Here is a 13,563-nt window from a genome sequence, read left to right on the forward strand (position 1 = left end):
CTGCTTGTAAGTTTGCAAGACCCCAGTATTATCAGGGACTGATTTTTCGAGAAGCGCCACTGGCGCTTCTCTTACGTTTGGGGTTGATATAAATCTATTTGAATTTCTCCCCATTGCATAATTAGAAGCTCTTTGCCTCTATAAATTAGTTAGTGTTTAAAAGATGTCTATTATCTTGCGACTGCCACGCACATTACGTTGCGCGACAGGCAGGTGAAGATAAACAGGCCCTAAATAGGCTGAATCCATGCGTTTGAAGTATACTTGGGCGTTGGCGTTGTTATTATCTGGCTGTCAATTGACTCAGTCAGATTCAACGTCTTCTACACCAGAAACCAATAAATCTGAGCAGACTGCAAAGCAAAATGCAGTAAAAGCTCAACCGGGCAATAAATCGTCACTAGCAAAAAAATCCGCTAACGACGCGCCTAAAGTTCTCTCCCCCCAAGAACAAGAAGATGTGTGGCAACGTATCGCCATGCAGCTGGACATGGATATCCCAAACCACAAGAAAGTGGACTACTACCGTACGTGGTATTTAAAGCACCCAAATCACCTTTACACGGTATCTAAGCGTGCGACTCCTTTTCTATACATGATCACAAAACGTATCGAAGAGCGCGGACTTCCAATGGAGCTTGCTTTACTTCCTGTAGTGGAAAGTTCATTCGATGCCTTTGCCTACTCACATGGTAGCGCGGCTGGGTTGTGGCAATTTGTCCCTGGCACCGGAAAAATGATGGGACTAGAGCAAAACTACTGGTATGACGGTCGCAGAGATGTGGCAGCAGCAACGGATGCAGCGCTGGACTACCTAGTACAACTAAACGAGCGTTTTGATGGTAACTGGGAACATGCAATCGCCGCTTATAACAGCGGTGGTGGCCGTGTTTCTAGCGCAATTCGTAAGAATAAAAAGCTCGGTAAACCTATCGATTTCTTCTCATTAGACTTACCAAAAGAGACCAGTAGTTACGTTCCTAAGCTATTGGCCTTGGCTGACGTTATCGCAAACCAAGACAAGTACGGACTTAATATTCCTGCAATTCCAAACAAGCCTGTTCTAACGCTTGTTGATCCAGAAGAGCAGTTAGATCTGGCTATTGCCGCAGATTATGCTGGCATTAGCGTAAAAGAGTTGCAGAGTTACAACCCAGCATACAACCAGTGGTCGACAGCGCCTGAGGGGCCGCACCAACTTTTGATTCCCGTAGAGAAAAAAGAGACTTTTCTCACCAAGGTGGAGAAAAATCGCGGTAAAGGGATGAAGGTCGCTCGCTACAAGGTGAAATCTGGTGACTCTTTAAGCGTGCTAGCTAATAAATACGGCACAACCACGAAAGTCATTCGACGTGCCAACGGCCTATCGAATAACAACATTCGTATTGGTCAATACCTATTGATTCCGACATCAACAAAAGACGATGCAAAATATGCATTAACGGCACAAAACCGATTAAACAAGACTCAATCTCGTGCTCGTGGTCAACTCAAGCTCACCCATGTCGTTCAGTCTGGAGAAAGTTTGTGGTCAATCGCACGTAACAATAAAGTGTCGTATAAATCGTTAGCTAAATGGAATGGTATGGGCCCTAAAGATCCATTGCGTGTGGGTCAAAAGCTAGTGATTTGGAAGGACTCAGACAAAGGCTCTGTGATCCGTACCGTTTTCTACAACGTTCGCTCTGGCGACACTATTAGCGGCATTGCAAGCAAGTTCAAAGTAAAAACGAACGACATCGTGAAATGGAACTCGCTACACAAGAAAAAATACTTACAACCAGGTCAAAAGCTTAAGTTGTACGTTGACGTAACGAAGGTAAGTGTATGAACCCATCAAGCAATCCACTTGTGATGCTGTTGGACATTTTTCGTTCTCCAACATCTTGTTTTCTTGCGCTTTATCAACGCGGTGGATGGGGATGGCAACCGTTCATCTTCCTGATGCTTAGTCCGTTTTTATTCTGGGGTGCTTACTTTTCGAATGTCGATTTCACGTGGCTCAGTGACCAACTTGCTGCGCAATTTCAGCAAATCGACCCGAAGCAGATTGAGCTATTAGAACCAAACACGCTAATGGCAAGCGCGATCATCAATGATGTATTCAACCGCTTTGCCACCTTACTATTGCTCGCGCTTTGGTTCTTTCTTGCAACAAAGGCAAGCAAACAACAATACGGTTACTGGAAATGGTTTGCCGCATCGTGTGCTATCTTATTCCCAGCAGTATTGGGCGATGTAGCAAGCTACGCGAGCTTGCTACTCAAGCATGGTCAGGTAATGACTTACGCTGCCGATTTAAATAGCCTCAATGGTCTATTAAAGCTGCCTCTTACTAACGAATGGTCTCATTTCGCTAGCTCGTTACCTTTGCTTCTGCCTTGGTACATTGTGCTCGGCTACGGCGTTGTACTGACGTGGACGGAGTTTGAACGTGGCCAAGCTTTGGTGATAGCAAGCCTGCCATGGGTATTCTTCTACGTTATTTGGGCGCTTTATATTGTGGTAACCTAAGCTAGTTATTTAACGTAAATGACAATAACAATGGGTTATGATCGGAAGCGTCGCTCTGCGGCGCTTTTGCGTACTTAAGCGTCAGACCTCGGTAAAACACATGGTCCAGTGGTAACCCTGTTATAAATTGGACTCGATGATCCGGCAAGAACGTCACCTCTTGTAAGTCCGCAGCCTTTAAGGCCTGCCTCATCGCATTAACGCGAGATTCACTCCAGCTATTGAAGTCTCCAGCAAATAGAATTGGCCCCACATGATGCTTTAAAAGCATTTCAAGCGCCGTTAACTGCGATACATACTCTTTTGTACCTACGGTGAAGTTAATCGCATGTACATTCACCACTGCGAGTTTCTCGCCATTACTCAAGTGATACTGGCTATATAATGCAGACTTAGGTAAGCGAAGCCACGGCTCTTTAGAGGTGTAAGCGCAGGCTTTTTCTGGTTGCCCTTGAGCAATACTAATTACACCGGCACCGCTACCCAGCGCCTTAAAAGCACTCACTTGATTACTAACCCAGCGACCATCCACCAACCACTGTTTAAATGATGGTGTCATGCTGGCTTCTTGCAATAACAGCAGCTGCTTATCAGCAGAGAATTCATTGAGTGCACTTTGCCAATTCGTTCGGTTCTGTTTGTAGATATTCCAGACAAGTACATTGATTTCACCGCCCTGATCCAAAGCTTTTGAGCCGCTAAATTCGATACACCTAATATCCTGCGTCAACTCTGAGCCTGTTTGAGTAATGATTTGCGGCTGATCTGGTACGGTGAAAATAACTTGGAAGCCGACCAATACCGCCATAATAAGAAAAGCTAACGCCAGAAAAAAACGCTTAAACATACGACAAACCTGAATGTAGGCACCCGAAATCTAGAACAACCAATCTCGGGTTAAATGATTTCACTAATAAGCAAACAACAAAAAAGGAGCCACTTGGCTCCCTTTTAGCATAATAAATACGAAACAGGTGACAAGAAACCTTAGATCGCGTCTTCGTCTTCTTCACCAGTACGAATACGAACCACACGCTCAATATCAGTGACGAATATTTTACCATCACCAATCTTACCAGTTTGCGCGGTTTCAATGATTGTCTCTACGCATTTATCAGCCACATCTTCCGTTACAACGATTTCGAGCTTCACTTTAGGTAGAAAGTCCACCATATACTCTGCACCACGGTAAAGCTCTGTGTGACCTTTTTGGCGACCAAAACCTTTCACTTCAGAGACAGTCATCCCTGTAATGCCAACTTCAGCTAGCGCTTCTCGAACATCATCCAGTTTAAATGGCTTGATAATCGCTTCAATTTTTTTCATGTTCATCCCTTAAGCTTCAATCGATTGCGCTTATTATCGTTTAGCGTTTCGCAACATTCAATGTTTGTCTCTGCTCCACCAGCGAAAATCCAGGCTGAGCAAATTAACATAGCGAATATCGTGAGTTGATAAAACCCAATGAGGACTGCTCAATGCCCAATCGTCCAAGCTTTACTTCAGGCTCACGTTTACTTCAAACTTGCGTAGTAAGCCGCTACGTTAGCGATGTCTTCATCAGACAACAATGAAGCTTGAGCTTGCATCACAGCAGCAAGTCCACCTGTTCGCTCTTTATTTTTATAAGCTTTAATTGAACTGATAATATATTGCTCATTTTGCCCTTTCAGATTTGGGTAACCCGGAATGACAGCAATACCATCAGCGCCATGACACGCCGCGCATACTCCCGACTTTGCTTGACCTGCTGCAGCATCTCCCGCAGCTAGAGCTTGCCCACTGAACATGGTTAGCGCCACCATTGCGCCCATGATTGTTTTCTTCATTGCTTCACCTAATCAATTATTATTTAAGGATTTTTATATTTTATAATCGACATTGTGGCATGAATTTTCATTACCTGCGCCAAATAAGTTCACAATCTTGACCATTAAACGCCTGATCAACGAACAGATCTGCCACAGCAACGACTCGGTCTTGATACATCAAAATCGGAACTTGACGACGCAGCCAGCTTGGCACATTGTATTCTTGGAACAACTTCTTCAGTTTTCGACTGTGATTACGCGTGGTTGGATGCGCTGATAAGCCTTCCGGATTAAAGGTCACGCGAAGCAATTCTGGCTGACTCGGAAGCGCAATCGTTGCGTTGCTAGAACTCGTCGTTAAGGTCAGCTCCCCTAGCCGCTCTGGAAGCGATAAAACGGTATCGACTTGAATCGTACTTTGCCACTCAGTGACGTCAGCGATTTCCGTTACCCAATAGAGACGATTTCGAAAACGGCGCACTTCACCTTGTTTAAGTTGTAGTTTGGGGTTGGCATCTTGCTGAGCTAATGCGACTTCATTCCAGATAAGATTGAGTTGTACCTGAGTCGGCATACTAGTATTAAGCTTAGCCAGCCACATACGAATCAAGCGCGCACGCGCTAATCCACTGTGCTTAGCCAGTTCTTCAATACTCAAACTTAGATCCGTTTGTAAAGCGCGTTCAAACACCGCGCTCAATAGTTCATCCAATAGCGCTTCTTGTTGAGCACATAAACTTGCACTGCGCTGAACCGCTTGATGGATACTCGGCCAGCGACCAGACAATTCAGGAATAACACAATGACGAAGAAAGTTACGATCATAACGGGTATCTTGATTGCTTTCGTCTTCCACCCACTCCAAGCCTAATTTAGTAGCGGCTTCTTCGATGGTCTTCCGCTTGATAGTAAGCAATGGTCGAACTAGAGATCCGCAAGAAAACGGCATACTCTCCGCCATCGAAGATAACCCTTTAGGCCCGCTGCCGCGCTTAAGCGCAAGGAGAAAAGTCTCTATTTGATCGTCGGCATGTTGACCAGTCAACAGTATATCGCCTTCTTGAATGTACTTAGTTAAGGCTTGGTAGCGAGCTTCACGAGCAAGAAGTTCAATACTTTCACCATTGCTGATGTCTAAGCTCACTCGCTCAATCGAGCATGATATGCCCACTTGTTTTGCCCAAAGTAAGCATTTATCGGCCCAATCATCGGCGTTCGAGCTTAAACCATGGTGCACATATACGGCGTGGCACTCTATCGAATGCGCTTGTTGATAGCGACGGAGTAATTCGAGTAAAAGACGTGAATCCACTCCTCCGCTAAACGCCAAGACAACCTTAGTGCCTGATTGATAGTAGCGGTCGAGAACTTTAGCAAAATGCGGGTAAAGCGATTCCATAAACGATCCGATAGATGCAAAAAAGGGCTGGACTCTCATCCAACCCTTTCTATTTTAACTGTTATCACTTGAGATATCAGCTAACACTTAATAGCAATCACCGAAATTAACAGTAACCGTAGCTCATTAGGCGCTGGTAACGACGCTCACGTAGCGTCTCTTCATCCAATTGTTCTAGATCTTCTAGCTGACGAAGTAGTGTCGCTTTCATATTCGCTGCCATTTGAACATGATCTCGATGAGCGCCGCCTAGTGGCTCTTCAATGATTTCGTCGATCAGTTCAAGCTCTTTAAGACGCGGAGCAGTTAGACCCATTGCCTCTGCCGCTTGTGGCGCTTTGTCTGAATCACGCCATAAGATTGAAGCACAACCCTCAGGAGAAATTACCGAGTACGTAGAGTACTGAAGCATGTTCACGTAGTCGCCTACACCGATTGCTAGTGCACCACCAGAACCGCCTTCACCAACAACGTTACAGATTACTGGCACTTTAAGACCAGACATCACTTTTAGGTTTTTCGCGATAGCTTCAGATTGACCACGCTCTTCTGCGCCCACACCTGGATACGCGCCAGCCGTGTCGATAAATGTGATGATCGGCATGTTGAAACGCTCTGCCATTTCCATCAAACGTAGCGCTTTACGGTAACCTTCTGGTTTCGGCATACCAAAGTTACGTTTCACCTTTTCTTTGGTCTCACGACCTTTTTGGTGACCAATGATCATCACAGGGCGGCCTTCAAGGCGAGCCATGCCACCCACAATCGCTTTGTCGTCTGCAAACGCGCGGTCACCCGCTAATTCATCAAACTCCTCAAAAGCGTGTTGGATGTAATCCAGCGTGTAAGGACGTAGTGGGTGACGAGCCAGTTGAGCTGTTTCCCATGCACCTAGGTCACTGAAGGTTTTTTTCTTCAGCTCTAAGCTTTTCTTCTCAAGCTGTTCGATTTCTTTATCCAGGTCAATCGCAGAATCACCACCGTGACGAGAGACATCACGTAATGCTTCAATTTTCGCTTCTAGTTCTGCAATTGGCTTTTCAAATTCAAGAAAGTTTAGGCTCATCTATGAATCCTTGTTTACTCAGCGTCTAACATATTGCGCTGAATTTTTAGTTAAATTCGAGTTCTACCTGGCTTTTGCCAAGCAACTGTTTTAAATCGTCGAGTAATGTATCACTTGGCGTTACTCGCCACTCGGTGCCCAATGTTAACCGCGCTCTGGCGTCGGCACGCTGGTAGTATACATTGACGGGTACGGTTCCGGCTTTGTGCGGTTCTAAAATACGGCTGAACTGCTCAAAAAACTGATCGTTGATCTGAGTTGCATCTATCGATACCGACAAACCACGAGCGTATTTCTCGCGCGCACTGCCGAGATCCATAACTTCACGCGCCGACATTTTAAGGCCACCGTTGAAGTCATCAAAGCTGACCTGTCCAGAAACGACCAAAATTCTGTCTTTTTCGAGAAGTTCAGCGTATCGATCCAGCGCATCGGAGAACAACATCACTTCCATACGACCACTTCGGTCATCCAGTGTCATAATACCAATTCGTGTACCACGCTTGGTCGTCATTACACGAGCGGCAATAACCAGGCCGGCTACCGTGACAGATTGATCGCGGCGAGTGGGCGTTGCGTCTTTTAGTCGACAACTGGTGTATTTGTTTAGTTCCTTTACGTAGGCGTTAATTGGGTGCCCTGTCAAATATAGACCTAGGGTATCACGCTCGCCCTCTAACCACACTTTTTCTGGCCAAGGCGGAACCTGCGTATACTTATGCTCTACTTCTTCAGGTGCATCCGTTAGCACACCAAACATATCCGTTTGACCAAACGCCTCAGCTTGGTGATGTTGACTTGCTGCTTTTACCGCATCATTGAGTGACGCCATCATCGCCGCACGGTGTGGGCCTAGTCGATCCAACGCGCCCGCGTAAATCAGCTTCTCTATCACTCGTTTATTGACGCGTTTTAGATCAACTCGAGCACAGAAATCAAATAGGTCTTTAAAGTGACCACCTTTATTTCTCGCCTCAAGAATAGCATCGATAGGACCTTCACCTACCCCTTTTATCGCACCAATACCGTAAACAATTGCGCCATTTTCATCAACATTAAAGCGATATAGGCCAGAGTTGATGTCTGGTGGCAGCACGGTAAGCTTCATACGGAAACACTCATCGACCAAGCCAACGACTTTTTCCGTGTTATCCATATCGGCTGTCATTACCGCAGCCATAAATTCGGCAGGATAATGTGTTTTCAGCCAAAGAGTTTGATAAGAAACCAATGCATAAGCAGCAGAGTGCGATTTGTTAAAACCATAACCGGCGAACTTTTCTACCAAGTCGAAGATTTTCATCGCCAACTCGCCATCGATACCGTTCTTTATTGCACCTTCTTCAAAGATAGCACGTTGTTTTGCCATCTCTTCTGGCTTTTTCTTACCCATTGCACGACGAAGCATGTCCGCACCACCTAGCGTGTAACCTGCTAAGATCTGCGCAATCTGCATTACCTGCTCTTGGTACAGGATGATGCCGTAGGTTGGATCAAGCGTCTCTTTTAGCGACTCGTGTTGCCACTTTTCATCTGGATAAGAGATCGCTTCTCGACCATGTTTACGGTCGATAAAGTTATCTACCATGCCCGATTGCAAAGGACCCGGACGGAAGAGTGCTACCAATGCGATAATGTCTTCGAAACAGTCTGGCTGAAGTCGCTTGATCAGCTCTTTCATGCCTCGAGATTCAAGCTGGAATACTGCTGTCGTTTCAGAGTTTTGCAACAAACGGAAGGAGGCAGGGTCTTCTAACGGTATGGATTCAATTTGAACCGGTTCTTTACCTTCTCGCTCTAGACGTGGATTAATCAGCCCTAACGCCCAGTCAATAATGGTTAAGGTACGTAAACCCAAGAAGTCAAACTTAACTAGGCCAGCGGTCTCAACATCGTTTTTATCAAATTGAGTAACCGGGAAGTGACCTTCAGCGTCTGCATAAATTGGCGCAAAATCGGTAATTGTTGTAGGTGAAATTACAACACCACCAGCGTGTTTACCGGCGTTTCGCGTACAGCCTTCCAAAATATGACACATGTCGATGAGTTCTTTAACTTCCTCATCGGCCTCATACAATTCAGGTAGTGCAGGTTCAGCTTTAAACGCTTTATCTAGCGTCATACCTGGATCGGGCGGGATCAGCTTTGAAATACGATCAACAAAACCAAATGGGTGGCCCAATACGCGGCCAACGTCACGGATTACCGCTTTTGCCGCCATGGTACCAAACGTGATGATCTGAGACACCGCGTCACGACCGTACATTTCCGCAACGTGGTCAATAACCTGGTCACGTTTATCCATACAGAAATCGACGTCGAAATCGGGCATCGAAACACGTTCTGGGTTCAAGAAACGTTCGAACAGCAAGTCGTATTCTAGTGGATCCAGATCGGTGATTTTTAGTGCGTAAGCCACCAAAGAACCAGCACCGGAACCACGTCCAGGACCGACAGGAATTCCATTATCTTTTGACCACTGGATGAACTCCATTACGATCAAGAAGTAACCAGGAAATCCCATTTGGTTGATAACATCTAGCTCTATCTGAAGACGTTCATCATATTCAGGGCGGCGACGTTTTCTCTCTTCCTCATCTGGAAATAGGAACTCTAAACGCTCTTCCAACCCCTCTCGGGATTTCATGACTAGGAACTCAGTCTCTTTCATCCCTTCGGTTGGGAAAGCTGGTAGGAAGTACTCCCCTAAGCGCACAGTCACGTTACAACGCTTCGCTATCTCGACACTGTTTTCTAACGCTTCAGGAATATCAGCAAACAGCTCGCACATTTCTTCTTCTGTACGAAGATATTGCTGCGGACTGTAGTTTTTTGGCCTGCGCGGATCTTCTAATGTGTAACCATCGTGAATCGCTACGCGTATTTCATGAGCATCAAATAGGTCTGGACTCAGGAATACAACTTCATTGGTCGCCACTACTGGCAAGTCTTGCTGCTCTGCCAATTCAACCGCAAAGTGAAGATAAGTTTCTTCATCTGGACGACCGGTACGAAGTAGCTCAAGATAAAAGCGATCTGGAAAATGCTGTTTATAGAAATCAACACACCCTTGCACTATTTGACGGTTGCCTTTCAAAAGGCCGCGACCAATTTCCCCGCTTTTACCACCGGATAATACAATCAGGCCTTCAGACATTTCAGCCAACCAGGCTTTGTCAATCACTGGGTGGTGTTGAACATGTCCACGTAAGTACGCTTTTGATATCAATAACGTCAGGTTCTTATAACCCACATTATCCGCCGCAAGCAAAGTCACTTGTGTCAGCTCTTCACCAAACTCGTCCGACTGCATTTTAAAGTCAGCACCAATGATCGGTTTAACACCACTGCCATGCGCCGTACCGTAAAACTTCACCAAACCACATAGGTTGGTAAAGTCGGTCAACGCCATTGCGGGCATACCGAGCTCAGCAACTTTCTTTACAATTGGCGGAACTTTGTTGAGGCCATCCACCATCGAGAAGTCACTATGAACACGCAGGTGGATGAATTTGGGATCTGACATTAACAGGTACCGTGTAACTCTATTTTGTTGGGGATTCTAACCTAAAGAGGTTGGGTTTATAACACCAATTAGATCGTTTGATTATTCTATGCCTAACGCTTTTTTTACTGGCTTGAAACTCTTGCGGTGTTCACTGATCACTCCGTGTTGCTCAATCGCTTCAAAGTGCGCTTTAGTTGGGTAACCTTTGTGCTTCGCGAAGCCAAATTGTGGATGAAGTTTATCCAACTCTTCCATCTCTTGGTCACGCACGACTTTGGCAATAATTGAAGCCGCACTGATTTCGGCAACACGTAGATCGCCTTTTATTACAGCTTGAGCATCCATTGGCAGCTCCGGACAACGGTTACCATCAATCAACACTAAATCAGGTTGAACCTGTAACCCCGCCACTGCACGCTGCATCGCAACCATAGTCGCCTGCAAAATATTCAGTTGATCGATTTCTTCAGGAGAACAACGCCCGACCGCCCACGCCAATGCTTTTTCTTTGATTTCAGGAAGCAGCGCCATGCGTTTCTTTTCGGTCAATTTTTTCGAATCGTTCAACCCTTCAATAGGATTGTTAGGATCAAGGATAACCGCAGCGGTGACGACGTCTCCTACCAAAGGGCCACGTCCTACCTCGTCGACTCCGGCCACAAGCTGATAACCTTGCGGATATTCAAACGGAGGGAGTTCAACTTTGGTTTTGGTCGCTTTTGGTTTAACAGCCATGATAAATCTCTATTTTTCAATCAGTTTTAGAACCGCGTTTGCGGCTTGTTGATCCGCATCTTTACGAATCCAATGATGCATTTCCGTAAACTTATCTAACATCGGTTTATTATCGCTTTCCAATAAGCGAGAAACCTCAGTAAACAAATTGTCTGGTGTGCACTCATCTTGTAGATATTCTTTGACGAGCTCATCATCCGCCAAGATATTCGGCAATGACACATACTTCGTTTTCAATAGACGTTTAGCTAAAAAAGCAGTAAATGCATTCACACGATAACCCACCACCATTGGACGCTTGAGAAGCATACACTCCAACGCTACGGTACCGGAGGCCAACATCACGGCATCGGATGCGGTGATGACGTTGCGTGCGGTGTCATCAACTAACTTGAAGTCCAACTCTGGCGCTAGCTCTTTCCATGCTTGTTCAAACTGCTCACGGCGTTTTTGATTAACAAGCGCGACAACAAACCCCAGTTCTGGAAATTTGTTATGGAGTAACTTGCAGGTTTCAATAAATGGCTCTGAGAGCATTTTTAACTCGCTACCACGACTGCCTGGCAGGACAGCAAGCCACTTTTTATCTTGTTCTAAACCAAGCAACTCACGTGCAGGCGCTTGTTCTGATTCTAGTGGGATGGCATCAGCCAAGGTATGACCAATGAACTCGCAAGGTACATTAAATTTGTCGTAAAACGCTTTCTCAAACGGAAGAAATGCTAGCACCAAGTTCGTTGCCGCTTCTATTTTAAAGATGCGCTTCTGACGCCAAGCCCAAACAGACGGACTCACGTAATGAACGGTTTTAATGCCCGCTTGCTTGAGGTCAAGCTCCAAGCGTAAGTTGAAGTCAGGAGCATCGATCCCGATGAAAACATCAGGCGGATTCTGAGTAAAATACTGAACGAGCTCAGCTTTCACTTTAAGAAGTCTCGGTAAGCGGCCTAAAACCTCGACTAATCCCATCACCGCAAGCTCTTCCATATCAAACAGAGACTCGCAACCTTGGGCTATCATTTTCGGACCGCCAATGCCTACGAACTCTGCGTCTGGATATTGCTGCTTTACTGCTTTGATAAAGCCTTCACCTAGCGTATCGCCAGACAATTCTCCGGCAATGATGCCAATACGTAATGGTCTTTCCATATCTACTTCGCTATTTTTCCTGTGCGCTATGGATAACGGTTTGCCTTATCCATAAAACACAAAAAGATCGTAACCTCAAATTCGGTCACGATCTTTTTATTTATTGGTTCATTCGCCAATTAACGAATAATGCCACGTTCCGTCGTTTCCAGAATATCTGAGAAACGCTTCACAGCCGGCCACTCTTGAGCCATTTCAGCCAGAATAGGCTTCACTTCTTCTAGCGTCTTACCTGAACGGTAGATTTCTTTATACGCTTTTTGCAGCGCACGAATCTCTGGTTTCTCAAAGCCATTACGCTTCAAGCCAACAAGGTTCAAGCCGAATGGAGTAGCGTGGTTACCTTGCGCGAGTACATAAGCTGGGACATCTTGCACCACAGCTGAACAGCCGCCAATGTAAGCGTAAGCGCCCACTGTACAAAACGGATGAATCGCAGACAGTGCCATCACACCGGCATAATCATCAACAGTAACGTGACCACCAAGAATCGAGTTATTACCGATATGAGTGTGGTTACCAATAACAACATCATGCGCAACGTGTGCATTCACACACAATAAGTTGTCATCACCAATGATCGTGGTTGCTTTGTCCTGCACTGTGCCGCGGTGAACTTGGACCGCTTCACGAATGACGTTACGGTCACCGATAACCACAGTTGTGTCTTCACCACCGTATTTTTTGTCTTGGTTTTCTTCGCCGATGACAGCATGTGGGAAAATACGGTTATCTTTGCCAATAGTCGTGTGACCTTTGATCACAACGTGAGACATCACTTCTGTGCCTTCACCAATTTCAACCGTAGAGGTGATGTACGTAAAAGGACCTACTGTTACGTTAGCACCAATTTTGGCGCCCTCTTCTACCACCGCTGCCGGGTGGATTTTAGCGGTTTCATGAATCATATTAAAACTCTCGACGAGCACACTTCAGTTCTGCAGAACATACCACTTCGCCGTCAACTTTTGCTACACCGCTAAATGCAGCAATGCCGCGACGTTCTTTCAGAAATTCTACCTCAATAACCAATTGGTCGCCCGGAACCACTGGTTTACGGAATTTCGCGCCGTCTACGCTTGCAAAGTAGTACAGTTCATTTTCTGTTGGTGCACCAAATGATTTAAATGCAAGTAAGCCTGTTGCCTGAGCCATTGCTTCTAAAATCAAAACACCTGGGAATACTGGTAGTTGAGGAAAGTGACCTGTGAACTGAGGTTCGTTAACCGACACGTTTTTAATCGCGTGAAGGTACTTCTCTTCTTGGAAGTCTATCACTCGGTCGATCAATAAGAATGGGTAGCGATGAGGTAGTAGCTCTTGAATTTCAGAGATGTTCATCGTTTTCTTTTCAGTAGTCAAAGTCGTCTTCCTATATCAA

Annotated in this window: 12 protein-coding genes; 2 read left to right on the forward strand and 10 right to left on the reverse strand. The window is 45.6% G+C overall.

Going from position 1 to position 13,563, the window contains the following annotated elements; all coding sequences use genetic code 11:
• Positions 1 to 247: 247 nt before the first annotated feature.
• Together R7M92_RS20125 and R7M92_RS20130 are read left to right on the forward strand one after the other, a co-directional pair.
• Positions 248 to 1,831, forward strand: a complete 1,584-nt coding sequence (locus R7M92_RS20125) for a LysM peptidoglycan-binding domain-containing protein (RefSeq protein ID WP_017820746.1) — start codon at positions 248 to 250, stop codon at positions 1,829 to 1,831.
• Entirely contained in the window at positions 1,828 to 2,514 is a 687-nt protein-coding gene (locus R7M92_RS20130) for a YIP1 family protein (protein WP_005380375.1), read from the forward strand. The genes R7M92_RS20125 and R7M92_RS20130 overlap by 4 nt, the downstream gene beginning before the upstream one ends.
• 1 nt (position 2,515) lies before the next feature.
• On the opposite strand, the gene R7M92_RS20135 is transcribed toward R7M92_RS20130, so the two are convergent.
• The 10 genes from R7M92_RS20135 to fabZ form a co-directional block, all read right to left on the reverse strand.
• On the reverse strand, positions 2,516 to 3,361 hold the full coding sequence (locus tag R7M92_RS20135) for an endonuclease/exonuclease/phosphatase family protein (protein ID WP_213898531.1): 846 nt from the start codon (positions 3,359 to 3,361) through the stop codon (positions 2,516 to 2,518).
• 140 nt (positions 3,362 to 3,501) lie between these two features.
• On the reverse strand, positions 3,502 to 3,840 hold the full coding sequence (gene glnB, locus R7M92_RS20140; RefSeq protein ID WP_005380372.1) for a nitrogen regulatory protein P-II: 339 nt from the start codon (positions 3,838 to 3,840) through the stop codon (positions 3,502 to 3,504).
• A 188-nt stretch (positions 3,841 to 4,028) separates the two neighbouring features.
• Positions 4,029 to 4,343, reverse strand: a complete 315-nt coding sequence (locus tag R7M92_RS20145) for a cytochrome c (protein ID WP_318134099.1) — start codon at positions 4,341 to 4,343, stop codon at positions 4,029 to 4,031.
• Positions 4,344 to 4,413: 70 nt separating this feature from the next.
• Positions 4,414 to 5,724, reverse strand: coding sequence for a tRNA lysidine(34) synthetase TilS (gene tilS, locus R7M92_RS20150; RefSeq protein ID WP_262656586.1), 1,311 nt, complete (start codon positions 5,722 to 5,724; stop codon positions 4,414 to 4,416).
• Between the two features lie 106 nt (positions 5,725 to 5,830).
• Positions 5,831 to 6,790 (reverse strand): acetyl-CoA carboxylase carboxyl transferase subunit alpha, encoded by a 960-nt coding sequence (accA, locus tag R7M92_RS20155; protein WP_005380365.1) that lies wholly within the window; start codon positions 6,788 to 6,790, stop codon positions 5,831 to 5,833.
• Positions 6,791 to 6,836: 46 nt separating this feature from the next.
• Complete coding sequence (dnaE, locus tag R7M92_RS20160; protein ID WP_006741668.1) at positions 6,837 to 10,316, reverse strand: DNA polymerase III subunit alpha; 3,480 nt, start codon at positions 10,314 to 10,316, stop codon at positions 6,837 to 6,839.
• Positions 10,317 to 10,397: 81 nt separating this feature from the next.
• Entirely contained in the window at positions 10,398 to 11,033 is a 636-nt protein-coding gene (gene rnhB, locus R7M92_RS20165) for a ribonuclease HII (RefSeq protein WP_064368715.1), read from the reverse strand.
• A gap of 9 nt (positions 11,034 to 11,042) precedes the next feature.
• Positions 11,043 to 12,182 (reverse strand): lipid-A-disaccharide synthase, encoded by a 1,140-nt coding sequence (gene lpxB / locus R7M92_RS20170; RefSeq protein ID WP_053306717.1) that lies wholly within the window; start codon positions 12,180 to 12,182, stop codon positions 11,043 to 11,045.
• A gap of 119 nt (positions 12,183 to 12,301) precedes the next feature.
• Positions 12,302 to 13,090, reverse strand: a complete 789-nt coding sequence (lpxA, locus tag R7M92_RS20175; protein ID WP_005380357.1) for an acyl-ACP--UDP-N-acetylglucosamine O-acyltransferase — start codon at positions 13,088 to 13,090, stop codon at positions 12,302 to 12,304.
• A gap of 1 nt (position 13,091) precedes the next feature.
• Positions 13,092 to 13,544 (reverse strand): 3-hydroxyacyl-ACP dehydratase FabZ, encoded by a 453-nt coding sequence (gene fabZ / locus R7M92_RS20180; protein WP_005380349.1) that lies wholly within the window; start codon positions 13,542 to 13,544, stop codon positions 13,092 to 13,094.
• Positions 13,545 to 13,563: the final 19 nt, after the last annotated feature.

The organism is Vibrio sp. Vb2880 (assembly GCF_033337975.1).
Lineage (GTDB): Bacteria > Pseudomonadota > Gammaproteobacteria > Enterobacterales > Vibrionaceae > Vibrio > Vibrio alginolyticus.

Bases quoted from the DNA above. Each gene is read 5' to 3' on its own strand.
- tilS (WP_262656586.1), bottom strand. From the start codon at position 5,724: ATGGAATCGCTTTACCCGCATTTTGCTAAAGTTCTCGACCGCTACTAT.
- R7M92_RS20125 (WP_017820746.1), top strand. From the start codon at position 248: ATGCGTTTGAAGTATACTTGGGCGTTGGCGTTGTTATTATCTGGCTGT.
- accA (WP_005380365.1), bottom strand. From the start codon at position 6,790: ATGAGCCTAAACTTTCTTGAATTTGAAAAGCCAATTGCAGAACTAGAA.
- lpxA (WP_005380357.1), bottom strand. From the start codon at position 13,090: ATGATTCATGAAACCGCTAAAATCCACCCGGCAGCGGTGGTAGAAGAG.
- R7M92_RS20145 (WP_318134099.1), bottom strand. From the start codon at position 4,343: ATGAAGAAAACAATCATGGGCGCAATGGTGGCGCTAACCATGTTCAGT.
- R7M92_RS20130 (WP_005380375.1), top strand. From the start codon at position 1,828: ATGAACCCATCAAGCAATCCACTTGTGATGCTGTTGGACATTTTTCGT.
- glnB (WP_005380372.1), bottom strand. From the start codon at position 3,840: ATGAAAAAAATTGAAGCGATTATCAAGCCATTTAAACTGGATGATGTT.
- lpxB (WP_053306717.1), bottom strand. From the start codon at position 12,182: ATGGAAAGACCATTACGTATTGGCATCATTGCCGGAGAATTGTCTGGC.
- dnaE (WP_006741668.1), bottom strand. From the start codon at position 10,316: ATGTCAGATCCCAAATTCATCCACCTGCGTGTTCATAGTGACTTCTCG.
- rnhB (WP_064368715.1), bottom strand. From the start codon at position 11,033: ATGGCTGTTAAACCAAAAGCGACCAAAACCAAAGTTGAACTCCCTCCG.
- R7M92_RS20135 (WP_213898531.1), bottom strand. From the start codon at position 3,361: ATGTTTAAGCGTTTTTTTCTGGCGTTAGCTTTTCTTATTATGGCGGTA.